This is a genomic window from Streptococcus infantis, assembly GCF_000960085.1.
In the GTDB taxonomy this organism is placed as follows: Bacteria; Bacillota; Bacilli; order Lactobacillales; family Streptococcaceae; genus Streptococcus; species Streptococcus infantis_C.
This window is the reverse complement of sequence record NZ_JYGT01000007.1, coordinates 356,418-372,249: the sequence shown is the minus strand read 5'-3', so window position 1 is coordinate 372,249 and position 15,832 is coordinate 356,418. Positions and strand designations below refer to the sequence as shown.

At 40.4% G+C, this 15,832-nt stretch carries 15 protein-coding genes; 11 read left to right on the top strand and 4 right to left on the bottom strand.

The genetic code is table 11. The features are described 5' to 3' along the window. Nucleotides 1-93: 93 nt before the first annotated feature. Nucleotides 94-801, bottom strand: coding sequence for a hypothetical protein (locus tag TZ94_RS04530; protein ID WP_241767277.1), 708 nt, complete (start codon nucleotides 799-801; stop codon nucleotides 94-96). A gap of 143 nt (nucleotides 802-944) precedes the next feature. Between TZ94_RS04530 and TZ94_RS04525 the strand changes: the two genes are divergently transcribed. From TZ94_RS04525 to TZ94_RS04500, 6 genes are all read left to right on the top strand, one after another. After that, complete coding sequence (locus tag TZ94_RS04525; protein WP_045614609.1) at nucleotides 945-2,144, top strand: phosphoglycerate kinase; 1,200 nt, start codon at nucleotides 945-947, stop codon at nucleotides 2,142-2,144. A gap of 150 nt (nucleotides 2,145-2,294) precedes the next feature. Next, nucleotides 2,295-3,239: a dihydropteroate synthase gene (gene folP / locus TZ94_RS04520; protein ID WP_045614606.1), complete on the top strand. Its 945-nt coding sequence runs from the start codon at nucleotides 2,295-2,297 to the stop codon at nucleotides 3,237-3,239. Nucleotide 3,240: 1 nt separating this feature from the next. Beyond that, nucleotides 3,241-4,539, top strand: a complete 1,299-nt coding sequence (locus tag TZ94_RS04515) for a bifunctional folylpolyglutamate synthase/dihydrofolate synthase (RefSeq protein WP_045614603.1) — start codon at nucleotides 3,241-3,243, stop codon at nucleotides 4,537-4,539. Between the two features lie 3 nt (nucleotides 4,540-4,542). After that, nucleotides 4,543-5,097 carry a GTP cyclohydrolase I FolE gene (gene folE / locus TZ94_RS04510; RefSeq protein ID WP_045614600.1) on the top strand — a complete coding sequence of 185 codons (555 nt, stop codon included), beginning with the start codon at nucleotides 4,543-4,545 and terminating at the stop codon, nucleotides 5,095-5,097. A gap of 38 nt (nucleotides 5,098-5,135) precedes the next feature. Beyond that, on the top strand, nucleotides 5,136-5,957 hold the full coding sequence (gene folK / locus TZ94_RS04505; RefSeq protein WP_045614597.1) for a 2-amino-4-hydroxy-6-hydroxymethyldihydropteridine diphosphokinase: 822 nt from the start codon (nucleotides 5,136-5,138) through the stop codon (nucleotides 5,955-5,957). Continuing rightward, entirely contained in the window at nucleotides 5,950-7,233 is a 1,284-nt protein-coding gene (locus TZ94_RS04500; RefSeq protein WP_045614594.1) for a hypothetical protein, read from the top strand. The genes folK and TZ94_RS04500 overlap by 8 nt, the downstream gene beginning before the upstream one ends. Before the next feature lie 33 nt (nucleotides 7,234-7,266). On the opposite strand, the gene TZ94_RS04495 is transcribed toward TZ94_RS04500, so the two are convergent. After that, entirely contained in the window at nucleotides 7,267-7,584 is a 318-nt protein-coding gene (locus TZ94_RS04495) for a DUF960 domain-containing protein (RefSeq protein ID WP_045614591.1), read from the bottom strand. 204 nt (nucleotides 7,585-7,788) lie between these two features. Here TZ94_RS04495 and ccpA point away from each other — a divergent pair, with 204 nt between their 5' ends. Beyond that, a complete protein-coding gene (gene ccpA, locus TZ94_RS04490) occupies nucleotides 7,789-8,796 on the top strand; it encodes a catabolite control protein A (protein WP_045614587.1) in 1,008 nt (335 codons plus the stop codon). Between the two features lie 40 nt (nucleotides 8,797-8,836). Here the strand turns inward: ccpA and TZ94_RS04485 are convergent, their stop codons facing one another. Beyond that, complete coding sequence (locus tag TZ94_RS04485; protein WP_045614584.1) at nucleotides 8,837-9,799, bottom strand: asparaginase; 963 nt, start codon at nucleotides 9,797-9,799, stop codon at nucleotides 8,837-8,839. Between the two features lie 65 nt (nucleotides 9,800-9,864). Here TZ94_RS04485 and TZ94_RS04480 point away from each other — a divergent pair, with 65 nt between their 5' ends. Continuing rightward, nucleotides 9,865-11,256, top strand: a complete 1,392-nt coding sequence (locus tag TZ94_RS04480; protein WP_045614580.1) for a Cof-type HAD-IIB family hydrolase — start codon at nucleotides 9,865-9,867, stop codon at nucleotides 11,254-11,256. A 33-nt stretch (nucleotides 11,257-11,289) separates the two neighbouring features. On the opposite strand, the gene TZ94_RS04475 is transcribed toward TZ94_RS04480, so the two are convergent. Then, nucleotides 11,290-11,742: a universal stress protein gene (locus TZ94_RS04475; protein ID WP_006155803.1), complete on the bottom strand. Its 453-nt coding sequence runs from the start codon at nucleotides 11,740-11,742 to the stop codon at nucleotides 11,290-11,292. A gap of 142 nt (nucleotides 11,743-11,884) precedes the next feature. Here TZ94_RS04475 and TZ94_RS04470 point away from each other — a divergent pair, with 142 nt between their 5' ends. The 3 genes from TZ94_RS04470 (at nucleotide 11,885) to recJ (ending at nucleotide 15,648) form a co-directional block, all read left to right on the top strand. After that, on the top strand, nucleotides 11,885-12,724 hold the full coding sequence (locus TZ94_RS04470; protein ID WP_045614575.1) for a metallophosphoesterase family protein: 840 nt from the start codon (nucleotides 11,885-11,887) through the stop codon (nucleotides 12,722-12,724). Nucleotides 12,725-12,794: 70 nt separating this feature from the next. Next, entirely contained in the window at nucleotides 12,795-13,232 is a 438-nt protein-coding gene (locus TZ94_RS04465; RefSeq protein ID WP_045614573.1) for an Rrf2 family transcriptional regulator, read from the top strand. 196 nt (nucleotides 13,233-13,428) lie between these two features. Next, a complete protein-coding gene (gene recJ, locus TZ94_RS04460; RefSeq protein ID WP_045614572.1) occupies nucleotides 13,429-15,648 on the top strand; it encodes a single-stranded-DNA-specific exonuclease RecJ in 2,220 nt (739 codons plus the stop codon). The last annotated feature ends 184 nt before the right edge of the window (nucleotides 15,649-15,832 follow it).

Below are 15,832 nucleotides of genomic sequence, written 5' to 3'. Positions count from 1 at the left end.
TATCTAACACTGACTTCATATTAATAAAAAAGATTTGACTTTTAAGAGTCAAATCTTTTTTTGAGTTTAAAAAGTGAAAATCTTGTTTGGGGGTTAAAATGCGTTCCAAATGAATAGGAAGATAAAAATACAACCCCAAGCGTTGCCTGTTCTCTTTTGAATGACGAGCATACCATAAATCAAGATAAAAACAGACAAAGCCTCTAAAATGGCATGGAGATGAAAGCTAATCATCCCATGAATCATCAGACAGATAAGAGCACAAGTCAAGGCTCCGTAATCAAGCCAAGTCTGATGTGATGGAAAGCGACAGTTAATTTTGTTTGCAATGACAACATAATTAAAACCTTCCCAGAATCCCCAGATAAGTCCAATAAGGAGGAACCCCAAGATATTTGTCGGAAAAGAACTTGCCAGAACTTCTCTGGTTAAGAGGATGGATTGAAAAGGGAGATAGGAATGAATCTGCCCTCTACTGATGAGAAAAAGAAGTAAGGGGAGACAGATAGCAGCGGTCTTAATAATGGTTGGGAGGAGATGTTTAGCTAGCAAACCATATTGTTTCCAGCTTTCTTTTCTTCGAATCATTACTATGCTCGTCCCCAATCCAGCAACACAAAACTGGAGAGTTGCGAGAAAAAGAAGACGAATCCAGACGGGAAACTCTGTTTGGTGAGAGAAATCAAGTATTTGTTTTTGGGAAAGGATGTATCCTATAAACGAAAGAATTGTCAAAATGGCAATGATATTGAGGTCTGAATCTGCCTCTTTTTGCTTATCTGTTAGAGTGTTTTTCATCATTTAGCGCTCCTTATCTTATTTTTATTATAAAATAATAAGAAATAAAGGGCAATAAAGAACTGGAAAAGTTTAAGGTTTTGCTATCTCTTTTATTGATTTTGTGATATAATTAACACGTAAAAAAAAAGAAGGAGTCATATCTAATGGCAAAATTGACTGTTAAAGACGTTGACTTGAAAGGGAAAAAAGTTCTCGTTCGTGTTGACTTCAACGTACCTGTAAAAGATGGCGTGATCACTAACGACAACCGTATCACTGCAGCTCTTCCAACTATCAAGTATATCCTTGAACAAGGCGGACGTGCAATCCTCTTCTCTCACCTTGGACGTGTAAAAGAAGAAGCAGATAAAGAAGGTAAATCACTTGCTCCTGTAGCTGCTGACTTGGCTGCTAAATTGGGTCAAGAAGTTAAATTTATCCCAGGGGTTACTCGTGGTGCTGAATTGGAAGCAGCTGTTAACGCTCTTGAAGATGGACAAGTTCTCTTGGTTGAAAACACTCGTTACGAAGATGTTGACGGCAAGAAAGAATCTAAAAATGATCCTGAACTTGGTAAATACTGGGCATCACTTGGAGATGGTATCTTCGTAAACGATGCATTCGGTACAGCTCACCGTGCACACGCATCTAACGTAGGTATCTCAGCAAACGTTGAAAAAGCTGTTGCTGGTTTCCTTCTTGAAAACGAAATTGCTTACATCAAAGAAGCAGTTGAAGCTCCAGAACGTCCATTCGTAGCCATCCTTGGTGGTTCAAAAGTTTCAGACAAGATTGGTGTTATCGAAAACTTGCTTGAAAAAGCTGATAAAGTTCTTATCGGTGGTGGTATGACTTACACATTCTACAAAGCACAAGGTATCGAAATCGGTAACTCACTTGTAGAAGAAGACAAATTGGATGTTGCTAAATCTCTTCTTGAAAAATCAAACGGCAAATTGATCTTGCCAGTTGACTCAAAAGAAGCAAATGCATTTGCTGACTACACTGAAGTGAAAGACACTGAAGGTGAAGCAGTAGACCCAGGATTCCTTGGTCTTGATATCGGTCCTAAATCAATCGCTAAATTCGACCAAGAATTGACTGGTGCGAAAACAGTTGTATGGAACGGACCAATGGGTGTATTTGAAAACCCTGACTTCCAAGCTGGTACAATCGGTGTGATGGACGCTATCGTGAAACAACCAGGCGTTAAATCAATCATCGGTGGTGGTGACTCAGCTGCTGCAGCGATCAACCTTGGACGTGCAGACAAATTCTCATGGATCTCTACTGGTGGTGGTGCTTCAATGGAACTCCTCGAAGGTAAAGAACTTCCAGGTCTTGCAGCTTTGACTGAAAAATAAGAAAACCTAAAAAGGAGGACTCAGGTTCTCCTTTTTTTGCGCCCTTGTATAGTTCAAGAGATATTTAGTTACTGAGGGATAATTGGACAGAATCCAAAAAAAACAGTAAAATAGAGGAATACCAATCTAAATGAAATTTGAGTGATAATCGTGGAAAAAAGAGGGAATCTTACTAAAACAGCTATTTGTGGTATTATCAATGTCACCCCAGATTCTTTTTCTGATGGGGGCAAATTTTTTGCTATTGAAGAAGCCTTAAAACAGGCTCGAAAATTGATAGCTGAAGGTGCTACTATCTTAGATATCGGTGGTGAATCTACTCGGCCTGGAAGTAGCTATGTTGAGATTGAAGAGGAAATCCAACGTGTGGTTCCAGTCATTCAGGCTATCCGTCAAGAAAGTGATGTTCTGATTTCGGTCGATACTTGGAAGAGTCAAGTGGCAGAAGCAGCTTTACAGGCTGGTGCCAATATAGTCAATGACATTACCGGTCTCATGGGTGATGAGAAAATGGCGGAAGTGGTTGCTAAAGCAGGAGCTCAGGTGGTCATCATGTTTAATCCAGTCATGGCACGCCCTCAGCACCCTAGTTCGCTCATTTTCCCTCATTTTGGATTTGGTCAGACTTTCACAAAGGAAGACTTGGCTGAATTTGAACAACTATCAGTTGAAGAATTGATGGCTGCTTTCTTCGACCGTGCTCTAGCAAGAGCGAAGGAAGCTGGTATTGCAAAAGAAAACATCATGCTGGATCCAGGGATTGGCTTTGGTTTGACAAAGAAGGAAAATCTCATTCTCCTACGTGACCTTGATAAGTTGCACGAGATGGACTATCCAATCTTTTTGGGAGTCTCTCGCAAGCGCTTTGTCATTAATATCCTTGAAGAAAATGGATTTGAAGTAAATCCGGATACTGAAGAAGGCTTTCGCAATCGTGACACTGCTTCGGCTCATGTGACTAGTATCGCTGCTAGACAAGGTGTGGAAGTGGTGCGCGTGCACGATGTAGCCAGCCACAAGATGGCAGTCGACATTGTATCTGCTATCCGCTTAGCAGATGATGCAGAAAATTTAAACTTGAAACAATATAAGTAACATGAATAAAAATGAAACGAATCAGTGGATTACCCACTACCGGACAGACCAACCTCATTTTGGTTTGGAAAGAATGGTAGAGCTTTTAGCTTTACGTGGCAATCCTCATCTCAAGCTTAAGGTTATCCACATAGGTGGAACCAATGGTAAGGGATCTACCATAGCTTTTTTGAAGAATATGTTGGAAAAGATGGGACTAAGAGTTGGTGTCTTTAGCTCTCCCTATCTGATTCATTATACCGACCAGATTGCCATTAATGGAGAATCTATCCCAGAAGCGAGATTAGAAGTCTTAATGTCTGAATATCGTTCACTACTTGAAGGGGAGCATGCTAAAGTCTTACAAGGAACGACAGAATTCGAGATTATCACTGCTATAGCCTATGATTACTTTGCTTCTGAGCAGGTTGATGTGGCGATTATGGAAGTTGGTATGGGTGGACTTTTGGATAGTACCAACGTCTGTCAGCCTATTCTAACAGGTATCACGACCATTGGGCTGGATCACATAGCTTTACTTGGTGATACTTTGGAAGCCATCGCAGAGCAGAAAGCAGGCATTATCAAGCCAGGAGTTCCCCTTGTAACGGGGAACATTGTCCCAGAAGCCTTGGCGGTTATTGACCAGATTGCGAAAGCGAAACAAGCTCCTAGACTTGCCCATGGAGATGACTATCAGCTCAATCATTGTGAGAGTACCGTAACGGGCGAAACCTTCGACTATACAAGTACGCTTAGACAAGGTCGCTTTCAAACAGGTCTGCTTGGTTTGCATCAGATAGAGAATGCTGGAATGGCACTAACTTTGTTGGATACCTATTGTCATGAGACTGGGCGAGAATTGCCAGAAAATGATTTAGTGGCTCAAGCTTTAGAGGAAACAAGCTGGCCTGGACGTTTAGAAGTTGTTTCTAGAAAACCCTTGATGATTTTAGATGGGGCCCACAACCCCCATGCAATCAAAGCTTTATTAGCTACCCTGAAAGAACGATTTGCTGACTATCATAAGGAAATCCTCTTTACTTGTATTAAAACCAAAGCTTTAGAGGATATGTTAGATTTATTAGAAACCTTGCCAGATACTGAGCTTACGCTTACTCACTTTGATGATGGTCGAGCAACGGATGAAGAAGTACTAAAGAAAGCAGCTGATTCTAGAAATCTTAACTACCAAAGTTGGCAGGCGTTTCTAGATCAAAATATGCTAGACGATGAAGAGAAAAAAACAGTTAGGATCATCACGGGCTCCTTGTATTTCTTGAGCCAGGTGAGAGCCTATCTGATGGAGAGGAAAAACTAGAGAATGGATACACAAAAAATTGAGACGGCTGTCAAAATGATTATCGAGGCAGTCGGTGAAGATGTCAACCGCGAAGGATTGCAGGAGACACCTGCTCGGGTAGCTCGCATGTACCAAGAGATTTTTTCAGGTCTTGGGCAAACTGCTGAAGAGCACCTGTCAAAATCCTTTGAGATTATTGATGACAATATGGTAGTGGAAAAGGATATTTTTTTCCATACTATGTGTGAACACCACTTCTTGCCATTTTATGGGAAAGCCCATATCGCCTACATTCCAGATGGACGCGTGGCAGGTTTGTCAAAGCTAGCACGTACAGTTGAAGTTTATGCTAAAAAGCCACAGATTCAAGAACGCTTGAATATCGAAGTGGCTGATGCTTTGATGGACTATCTTGGTGCCAAAGGTGCTTTCGTTGTTATTGAAGCAGAGCATATGTGTATGAGCATGCGTGGTGTTCGAAAACCAGGAACTGCAACCTTGACAACAGTAGCTCGTGGAGTATTTGAGACAGACAAAGATCTTCGAGATCAAGCATACCGTCTCATGGGGTTATAAAAATCGATTCAAACGATTTTTTCTAGAAAGGACTAGTTATGGATCAATTGCGCATTAAGGATCTGGAAGTTTTCGCCTATCATGGACTTTTTCCAAGTGAAAAGGAACTTGGACAAAAATTTATCATTTCCGCAAGCTTATCCTATGATATGACCAAGGCTGCGACGGAGCTGGACTTAGAGTCTTCGGTTCACTATGGAGAACTCTGTCAGCAATGGACAGCTTGGTTTCAGGAAAACACTGAGGACTTGATTGAAACAGTAGCTTACAAACTAGTAGAACGCACTTTTGAGACCTACCCTATCGTTCAAGAAATTGAGCTAGAACTAAAAAAACCATGGGCACCTGTCCATTTACCACTAGATACCTGTTCAGTAACCATCCATCGTCGTAAACAACGAGCTTTTATCGCTCTAGGAAGTAATATGGGTGATAAGACAGCTAATCTTGAGCAAGCGATTGATAAAATGCGAGCTCGTGGCATCCATGTTCTCAAGGAGTCTAGCGTAATTACGACTGAGCCTTGGGGCGGAGTCGAGCAAGATAGCTTTGCCAATCAAGTCATTGAAGTGGAAACCTGGTTGCCAGCTCCAATCTTGTTAGAAACCTTGTTGGCGATTGAGTCAGAAATGGGACGAGTTAGAGAGGTACATTGGGGACCACGCTTGATTGACTTGGATTTGCTCTTTGTAGAGGACCAAGTAATCTATACTGACGACCTCATCTTGCCACATCCCTATATTCCCGAGCGCCTTTTTGTCCTAGAATCCCTTCAAGAAATAGCTCCGCATTTTATTCATCCAGTGCTAGGACAACCAATTCGTCACTTATATAGTCAATTGGAGAAAGAAAATGCCTAAGTTTTCCGAAACATATAGTAAATGGAGAAGTCTAGGGGAAGGTGCGCTAGCTATTATCCTTGGTCTTCTCCTGATTTGTTTTGGGCAGATAGTACCGAGGTTGAGCTACCAGCTATTGATGGGGTACTTTTCCTTGTCGGCTATTTGGCATTTATTGACACGATGGTTCCAGGAAAAGTCCCGTAGAGAAAATATTTTTGTAACCATAGCCAAGCTCTTTCTTGCAGTCATCCTATTTGATTCAGTCATCCTGCAAGGGATAGCCCTCTATCTCCTTGTGATGATTATCGGAGGTTATCAACTGTTTACAGGTCTGATCAGTCTGATTACTTGGTTGATTTACCGAAATAATCATATCCATCCAAGGGTCAATTACTTATTTGATGCTGTGTGGATGATGGGATTTGGTCTCTACAGTATCTCCCCTTTCCATGATGCAACAAATTTTGAGTTGCTTCTGTTAGGTTTTTACTTAATCATGTTGGGGTCGAGCAGTTTCAGGGATGGTTTATTGTTTGAAAAAGGGAGAAGCAATCCCAAGCTGAAGCGCAGAATGAGAATGACACTGCCTATATTTGTGACAGCTTTGATTCCCATTAACACCTTACGAAAGTGGAATGAAACTTTAGCTAACCATCAACCTGAAGAAATTCAATTACATTCAGAGAGAAAAAATGATCAGACAGTTGATTTGGAAATTTTCATCCATGCTTCAGAATCCTCATTCTTTTTAGCCATGGGGCATGTGGATATCTGCTATCAAGGTCAGGTTATTTCCTATGGTTCTTATGATCCTCACTCAGAGCGTTTGTTTGGTACGATTGGTGATGGAGTCCTATTTAAAGCCAATCGAGAAAAGTATATCGAGCTCTGCAAGAGAGAAAGTCAGAAAACTCTATTTGCTTATGGTTTGAGCTTGTCTCAACAACAGAAGGAAGCAATTGAGGAACGATTGAGAGATATAGAAAAACTTTTAATCCCTTGGGGACCAAGTTCGCAGTTGATGAAAAGAAGAGAAGGAGAAATCAAGCATACTTACTCTTATCAATTGAAACATGAAGCAGATGCCAGCCTCTATAAGTTCAAATCATCTAAATACAAAACCTATTTTGTCCTTAGTACCAACTGTGTTCTGCTGGCAGATTCTATCGTTGGAGAAGCTGGGACAGATATCCTGAGCCCGCAAGGGTTTATTGTTCCTGGGACCTATCAGGATTATCTAGATTTAGAATTTAAAAAACCAGGTGGTATCGTGGTCAGTCGTTCTGTTTATTAAAAAAAGAAAACTCTAGTCAGGAGACTAGAGTTTTTAAAATAGGTCATTTTCTTCAGGTAGGAGAATAGTTTCCTTCCCATCCATATCCATCACGAGAACTTTTGGTGGATACAATGGGTTAAAACGATGATTAAAGTCGAAGTCAATCGTTGTAGGCAGGTGTTGGCTAGAAAAACGGAAGGTGATAGAGCCTTCATTGTTCAAAAGTCGAAATTCTAATTCATCCTCTAGTTCAAAAACATGCTTTAAAAAATGATCGATAATATACCAGATTGAGTCAATCACATCATCTGGGAGATTAGTTACTACCCCAAAACTAGCACAACGTCGATGTGAATCCGTAAAAGCCATCTTTGCCTCCTACTTCATTTTTTATTATCATACAGCAATCATCTTTAAAAATCAAGAAAAGTAAACTGATTTCAGAAAATATGATTTACAATAAAAATTTTTCAAAGAAACTTTATATATCCCTTGAAAATGCTTACAATAAATGGTAAACTAAAGGTAGTGTAAACATGAAAACAAAATTTTCAACATTAGAAAGGAAATGGTATGAACACAGATGATACAGTAACGATTTATGATGTTGCCCGAGAAGCAGGAGTTTCAATGGCAACCGTTAGTCGTGTAGTCAATGGCAACAAAAACGTCAAAGAGAACACTCGTAAGAAAGTTCTAGAGGTTATTGAACGCCTGGACTATCGTCCAAATGCAGTCGCCCGTGGCTTGGCAAGCAAACGAACAACAACAGTTGGGGTTGTCATTCCTGATATCACTAACACTTATTTCGCTGCTCTCGCAAAAGGGATTGATGACATCGCAGAGATGTACAAGTACAACATCGTTCTTGCTAATAGTGACGAAGATGATGAAAAAGAAGTAGCCGTAGTGAACACACTCTTTTCAAAACAAGTTGACGGTGTTATCTTTATGGGCTACCATTTGACAGAGAAGATTCGTTCAGAGTTTTCACGCTCACGTACTCCTGTCGTTCTTGCAGGAACAGTGGATGTTGAACACCAACTTCCAAGTGTTAACATCGACTATAAGAATGCTACTGCGGATGCTGTTCGTCATTTGTTGAAACGTAATAAAAAGATTGCTTTTGTGAGTGGTCCCTTAGTAGATGATATTAATGGTAAAGTTCGCTTGGTTGGTTATAAGGAAGCTTTGAAACAGGCTGGAGTCAACTATAGTGAAGGTCTTGTATTCGAATCAAAATATCGCTATGATGATGGGTATGCCTTGGCAGAACGCTTAGTTTCTTCGAAAGCAACAGCAGCTATTGTGACTGGTGATGAATTGGCGGCAGGTCTCTTGAACGGCTTAGCTGACCATGGAGTCACAGTACCAGAAGACTTTGAAATCATTACGAGTGATGATTCGCAAGTTGCTCGCTTTACTCGACCAAATCTGACAACTATCGCACAACCTTTGTATGACCTTGGTGCGATTAGTATGCGTATGTTGACGAAGATTATGCATAAAGAAGAGTTGGAGGAACGTGAAGTTCTTCTCCCTCACGGTTTGACAGAGCGTAAATCAACACGTAAAGACTAAAAACAAATCCCAAGAAATCATTGATTTCTTGGGATTTTTCTTATCCTTCCATATATGCTCGGAGTTGGTCGCCCTTTAGTCCAGCATTAATTGCAATAAGGAGTTTAAGACGTGCTTTCTGAGCATTTAATTCTTTTACAAAATAAACACCATCATTTTGAAGGCAAATACCTCCGCCTTCATAGGCATAAACAGGTTCTGCAATCCCATTGAAACAACGAGAAACGAGTGCAATAGGAAGTCCTGTTTGACAGAGAGATTTCAGTTTTTGGGCAGTTTCTTTAGGAACATTCCCAGCTCCAAAAGCCTGGATAATCAGTCCATCTAACTGATCGACAGGAAGCAGATCGAGAAGCTCTTCGGTCATGCCTGCATAAACAGGTACGATAGGAACCAATCCCTGAATGTGATCAAGGTCAAAACGAACACGAGGTTCTGCCGTTTTGAAGTAGAGAATTTCATGCTTCATAATGAGCCCAAGTGGCCCATGAGTCGGTGTTTGAAAGGTACTAACATTCGTCGTATGCGTCTTGGTCACATACTTAGCAGCGTGAATTTCGTCGTTCATAACGACTAGCACACCCTTATCTGCAGCCTTGTCATCGCTCGCAACACGCAAGGCGCTAAGATAGTTATAGACACCATCACTTCCCAGTTCATTGGAAGATCTCATAGCCCCTGTCAAAACGATAGGTATTTGAGGGACCTCCATGGTGTCGAGAAAATAGGCTGTTTCTTCTAGAGTATCTGTCCCATGTGTGATGACAACCCCATCGTATGCAACTGCTTCTTGTTTAATCTTTTGGTAAAGAGCTAACATATGCTTGGGCTTGATGTGTGGACTAGGCAAATTTAAAAAATCTAAGGAATGGACTTCGACGCCTTCAAGTGGATTAGAGATATGATTCATAGGGTTGTCAGCACTAGTTCTTACAGCTCCAGCTTCATCTGCCTGCATGGAAATAGTACCACCAGTATGTAAAACAAGGATTTTCTTAGTCATGATTCACTCACTTTTTCTGAATTGTGGTATAATCATTGTATCATAAAAGAAAGGAATGAGATAGGATGGAAGTCAAAGCCGTTTTTTTTGATATTGATGGAACGCTTGTAAATGATAGTAAGAGTGTTTTGAAGTCCACTAAGGAAGCTATCAAGATTGTGAAAGAACAAGGGGTGCTTGTTGGGGTAGCAACAGGGCGAGGACCTTTTTTTGTTAAGGATTTGATGGATGATTTGGATCTGGATTTTGCAGTGACCTACAATGGCCAATATATCTTTAACAAAGATCGTGTTCTTTTTTCTAGCCCTATTGATAAGAGAAGCCTCAGACAAATCATCTCTTATGCCAAGGAAAATCGAAAAGAGATTGCCATGGGAACGCGACAAGACGTTGTCGGTTCTCGGATTATGTCCTTTGGACTCAGCCCTCTTTCACAGCTAGTTAGTCGATTTGTACCTAAATTTTTGACTCGTACTGTTAGTCATTCCTTTAATCGTATGGTCAGTAAGGCCCTTCCTCAGAAGGAAGATGATTTGTTGGACTTAATCAACCAACCGATCTATCAGGTGCTTATGTTGATGACGCCTGAGGAGACTAACCATGCTGCTGAAGAATTAAACAAACTGAAGTTCACCAGAAGTAATCCTTTCGCGGCCGATATTATCAATCAAGGGAATTCTAAGTTAGAGGGGATTCGCCGTGTCGGAAAAGAGTATGGTTTTGAACTCAACCAAGTCATGGCCTTTGGGGACTCGGATAATGACTTGGAAATGTTGGCTGGTGTTGGTATGTCTGTTGCCATGGGAAATGGTAGTAGCAGTGTAAAAGAAGTTGCTAAGCATATTACTGCCAGCAACCAAAATGATGGGATTCACAAGGCTTTGGAATATTTTGGAGTCTTGGCTTCTGAAAAAGTCTTTGTCAGTCGTGACTATCATTTCAACAAGGTTAAGACCTTCCATCGTATGATGGATGAGCGAACTCAAGAAGAACCTATAGCTTGGGATTTAGAAGGGGCGACCCACCGTGCGGGTTTTAAGATTGAAGAGTTAGTTGAATTTGTCCGTGCTGCAAGCAATTCTGAAGAGGAATTTCAACAAGCTGTGCAGGATTTACACCAAGCACTTGATATAGCTGCCGAAAAAGTATCTCAGTCAACACCAGCTGAGAAAACCCTCGTTGGTCAAGTGGATGCTTTGATTGACACGCTCTACTTTACTTATGGAAGTTTCGTTTTAATGGGGGTAGACCCAGAGAGAATCTTTGAGATTGTCCATCAGGCAAACATGGGTAAAATCTTCCCAGATGGTAAGGCTCATTTTGATCCAGTAACCCACAAAATTTTGAAACCAGATAACTGGAAAGAAAAGTACGCTCCAGAGCCTGCAATCAAAAAGGAACTTGAGCGTCAGATTAGAGCTTATGCACGTCATAAAGAAAGAAAAAATAAACAATAAAAAGGAGCGCACTGGCTCCTTTTTTTAGTCTAATTATAAAGTTTTATCCTTGTCTCGGACGACGAGAAGGTCAACGCTTGTATGGCGTAGGATATATTCTGATGAAGATCCGACAAGCAAACGTTCGAAGGCGTTAAGCCCTGTTGCTCCAACCAAAATCAAATCAACGTGTTCTTGATCAGGGATTGTTTTAGCCAAAAGAGTTTTAGGATTTCCCATTTCGATGACAACTTGAATATCTTTAAGACCAGCGTCTCTTGCACGCTTTTCATATTCTGCCATTAACTCTTGTGCCTCGACTTGTAACTCTTCGTAAACTTCTGCATCGAATGTTGAAATGCTTTGAAGAGCACGAGTATCGATTACATGCGCAATGGTTAATTTAGCCTGGTTACGTAATGCTGACTGAACTCCTTTGATAAAAGCCAAATCAGCTTCTTTAGAACCGTCGACTGCTACCATGATGTTTTCGTAACGTTGTGTCATAGCAAAAACCTCCTCATTTCTTATCACCTTCATTGTAATCCTTTTCACTAAAAAAGTAAAGTAAAACATGATAGTAAAAATGCTTTTTGACTTTGATTTTGAGAGTGCTATAATTAAAGGAGAGAATGCAAGAGGGGATTATATGACAAAAATTGCGGTACTTTCAGATATCCATGGAAATACAAGAGCACTGGAAGCTGTTTTAGCAGATGCAGAGAAGGCAGGAGCTGAGGAATACTGGCTCTTGGGAGATATTCTCATGCCTGGGACAGGACGAAAAAATATTCTCAGACAATTAGAGGACTTCCCGATTACGATTCGAGTTCTGGGAAATTGGGAAGAGAGTTTATGGCGAGCTGCTCATCGAAAATTAGATACAAGTAGACCTAGCCATCGCTACCTCTTGCGCCAATGCCAGTATATTATGGAAGAAATTAGTCTAGATGATATTGAAGCTCTACAGGCTTTTCCCATGCACACACACCGACAGTTTGGAAATCTGAAGGTAGGGATAAGTCATCATTTGCCGGATAAAAATTGGGGAAGAGAACTGATCCATCTTGGCAAGCAGGAGGATTTTGACCGTTTGGTAACCAATCCTGACTGTGATATTGCGATTTATGGGCATATTCACCAGCAATTTCTTCGCTATGGGAGCGAGGGACAACTCATTTTAAATCCAGGCTCAATTGGGCAACCCTTCTTTTTATCAGCAAGTCTACGTGAGGATTTGCGGGCGCAATATATGATTTTGGATTTTGATGAAAAAGGTTTGAAGGATATAGATTTTCGTCGTGTTGATTACGATGTTGAGTCAGAATTACAATTGGCTAGAGATTTGAAATTGCCCTACTATGAGGTATACTATGAAAGCTTAGTCAATGGAATTCACCATACCCATAATCAGGACTTGTTGCACGAAATCGCCCAGAGTCAAGGACATGATGTTGAATTGGACGACTGGCTTAGTCGTAACTCTTGACATTACAACTATAGGAGATATAATAAATATAAGAGAAGAATGAGCTTTGTTAATAATAAAGGAGGACTGCATGCAAATTTCAAACCGATTTACCATTGCGACACATATGTTGGTAATTATTGCCCTAAAAGGGAAGGAAAGCAAGGTGACTAGTGATTTTCTAGCTAGTAGTGTTGGAGTCAATCCTGTTATTATCCGAAAAACTTTGTCCCAACTGAAAAAAGCAGACTTGATTTCCGTCGCGCGTGGAACTGGAGGGGCAGAGATTATCAAAAATCTTGAGGGTATTAGTCTTTTGGATATTTATCAAGCGGTGGAATGCCTTGGAAAGACTGGACAACTCTTTAGTTTCCATGATAATCCTAATCCTGACTGTCCAGTAGGATCCAATATCCATGGGGTTTTAGATGAAAAGTTAGATAAAATTCAAGAAGCCATGGAAGAAGAATTAAGCCAAACTAGTCTGGCCCGAGTAGTGGCGGATGCAGAAGCAAGAATAAAAGAATAAATTTTAAAATAAGGTACACCTGAATTGCTAAGCTGAAAAGCTTGGTTGTTTAGGTGCTTTTTTCGTAATTAAATATGCTGGGTGTTAGCTGAAGTAGCCTGAGAATTTAGCCAGGAATGTGGTTAGATTAGCAAGAGAAAAACTAAAAATCGTGTTATAATAAATGAATAGAATCGTAAGAAAGAGTGGATGAATTTTGATTATTCCGACTTATAATTGGCAATTTGCACCTCAAGTTGAGGATGCGGATTTTACAAAAATCGCCAAGAAAGCTGGGCTAGGGCCTGAAGCTGCTCGTCTATTATTTAGCCGTGGTATTAAGGATGAAGATAGTTTGTCTCGTTTTTTGGCACCAAGTCTAGATGATTTACACGATCCCTATCTTCTCCACGATATGGACAAGGCAGTGAATCGTATTCGTCGTGCTATAGAGCAGGGTGAATTTATTCTCGTTTATGGAGATTACGATGCAGATGGGATGACATCAGCTTCAATCCTTAAAGAAACATTAGAACAATTAGGAGCCGAGTGTTTAGTCTATCTTCCTAATCGTTTTACAGATGGTTATGGTCCTAATGCTAGTGTTTACAAGTACTTCATTGAGCAACAAGGGATATCCTTGATTGTAACTGTAGATAATGGAGTTGCAGGCCATGAGGCTATTGACTTGGCTCAATCTATGGGAGTAGATGTTATTGTAACGGATCACCATTCTCTACCAGAGGTTTTACCTGATGCTTATGCAATCGTTCATCCGGAGCATCCTGAATCAGACTATCCTTTTAAACATTTAGCTGGTTGTGGAGTGGCTTTTAAACTAGCTTGTGCCCTCTTGGAGGAAGTACAGGTTGAGTTGCTTGATTTGGTTGCTATTGGGACAATTGCCGATATGGTCAGCTTGACGGATGAAAATCGTATTATGGTTCAATATGGTCTAGAAGTTTTGCGCAATACCCAAAGACTAGGCCTCCAAGAACTATTTGAAATTGCAGGGATTTCTAGTAGTGACCTTACAGAAGAGACAGTTGGTTTTCAACTAGCTCCTCGTTTGAATGCGCTAGGACGCTTGGATGATCCCAATCCGGCTATTGACTTACTAACTGGCTTTGATGATGAAGAGGTGCGTGAGATTGCCCTCATGATTCAAGATAAAAATGAAGAACGCAAGGAAATAGTTCAAGCCATTTATGAAGAAGCTAAAAGCTTGGTAGACCCTAATAAAAGTGTTCAAGTTTTAGCCAAAGAAGGTTGGAACCCAGGAGTGCTTGGAATTGTAGCTGGGCGCTTGTTGGAAGAATTAGGGCAGACAGTTATTGTTCTGAATATTGAAGATGGCCGTGCCAAGGGGAGTGCTCGAAGTATTGAAGCCGTCGATATCTTTGAAGCCTTGGATCCGCATCGGGAACTTTTTATCGCCTTTGGTGGGCATGCAGGCGCTGCAGGTATGACACTTGAAGCGGAACAGCTAGACGCCTTATCGGAAATTTTAGAAACCTATGTAAAAGACAAAGGGATAGATGCCAAAGGCAAGAATACATTATATCTAGATGAAGAATTAGATTTGGAAAGCCTAAGTTTAGAGACGGTTAAAAGCTTTGAACGATTAGCCCCTTTTGGAATGGATAACCAAAAACCTGTTTTTTATATTCGAGATTTTCAAGTTGAAAATGCTCGTTCTATGGGAGCGGGAGATAGTCATCTAAAATTAAAGATTTCCAAAGGGACCGCGAGCTTTGAGGTAGTAGCTTTTGGTCAAGGATCAAAGGCTACAGAGTTTTCTCAGGTAAAACAACTGGAATTGGCAGTTACCCTTTCTGTTAACCAATGGAATGGGCAAACAACCCTCCAGTTGATGATGGTAGATGCCCGTGTGGACGGTGTTCAACTTTTTAACATCCGTAGTAAGAGTGTAGAGATACCAGAGGGAGTACCTGTCCTAGATTTTACCAGTGCTTTGCCAGAAATGCTTTCTAGCCCAGCAATCGTTGTAAAAAATATTCCCGAGGATCTCAGTCTTCTCAAACAAGTGTTGCAAGAACAGGATTTCTCTGCTATTTACTTTAAAAATGATATCGCTAAAGCATACTATTTGACAGGTTATGGCACAAGAGAGCAATTCGCAAAGCTCTATAAGACGATCTATCAGTTCCCAGAATTTGATATTCGTTATAAACTCAAGGACTTATCAACCTATCTCAAAATTGAGCAAATCTTACTCGTCAAGATGATTCAAATTTTTGAAGAGCTTGGTTTTGTCACCATTGAAAATGGTGTGATGAGGGTTAATAAAGATGCGACTAAACGGGATATTGCTGAAAGTCAGATTTATCAAAATCTTAAGCAAACTGTTAAAGACCAAGAAATGATGGCACTAGGTACAGTACAGGAAATCTATGATTTCTTGATGAAAAAATAAATATAAGGAGGCTGAAGTAACCTATTTCAGTCTCTTTTTGTAAGTGATTTTTAACTTTATGTAGTAAAAGTATACAGATTTGTAACATGACTACAACAAAAATCTAAAACAACTGACATGTAAATCAGGTATGATTCTCTTATCAACATAAAAAAAATTATCAATAAAATTTTAGGAGAAAATT

Bases quoted from the DNA above. Each gene is read 5' to 3' on its own strand.
- TZ94_RS04530 (WP_241767277.1), bottom strand. From the start codon at position 801: ATGATGAAAAACACTCTAACAGATAAGCAAAAAGAGGCAGATTCAGAC.
- TZ94_RS04525 (WP_045614609.1), top strand. From the start codon at position 945: ATGGCAAAATTGACTGTTAAAGACGTTGACTTGAAAGGGAAAAAAGTT.
- TZ94_RS04515 (WP_045614603.1), top strand. From the start codon at position 3,241: ATGAATAAAAATGAAACGAATCAGTGGATTACCCACTACCGGACAGAC.
- folE (WP_045614600.1), top strand. From the start codon at position 4,543: ATGGATACACAAAAAATTGAGACGGCTGTCAAAATGATTATCGAGGCA.
- folK (WP_045614597.1), top strand. From the start codon at position 5,136: ATGGATCAATTGCGCATTAAGGATCTGGAAGTTTTCGCCTATCATGGA.
- TZ94_RS04500 (WP_045614594.1), top strand. From the start codon at position 5,950: ATGCCTAAGTTTTCCGAAACATATAGTAAATGGAGAAGTCTAGGGGAA.
- TZ94_RS04495 (WP_045614591.1), bottom strand. From the start codon at position 7,584: ATGGCTTTTACGGATTCACATCGACGTTGTGCTAGTTTTGGGGTAGTA.
- ccpA (WP_045614587.1), top strand. From the start codon at position 7,789: ATGAACACAGATGATACAGTAACGATTTATGATGTTGCCCGAGAAGCA.
- TZ94_RS04485 (WP_045614584.1), bottom strand. From the start codon at position 9,799: ATGACTAAGAAAATCCTTGTTTTACATACTGGTGGTACTATTTCCATG.
- TZ94_RS04480 (WP_045614580.1), top strand. From the start codon at position 9,865: ATGGAAGTCAAAGCCGTTTTTTTTGATATTGATGGAACGCTTGTAAAT.
- TZ94_RS04475 (WP_006155803.1), bottom strand. From the start codon at position 11,742: ATGACACAACGTTACGAAAACATCATGGTAGCAGTCGACGGTTCTAAA.
- TZ94_RS04470 (WP_045614575.1), top strand. From the start codon at position 11,885: ATGACAAAAATTGCGGTACTTTCAGATATCCATGGAAATACAAGAGCA.
- TZ94_RS04465 (WP_045614573.1), top strand. From the start codon at position 12,795: ATGCAAATTTCAAACCGATTTACCATTGCGACACATATGTTGGTAATT.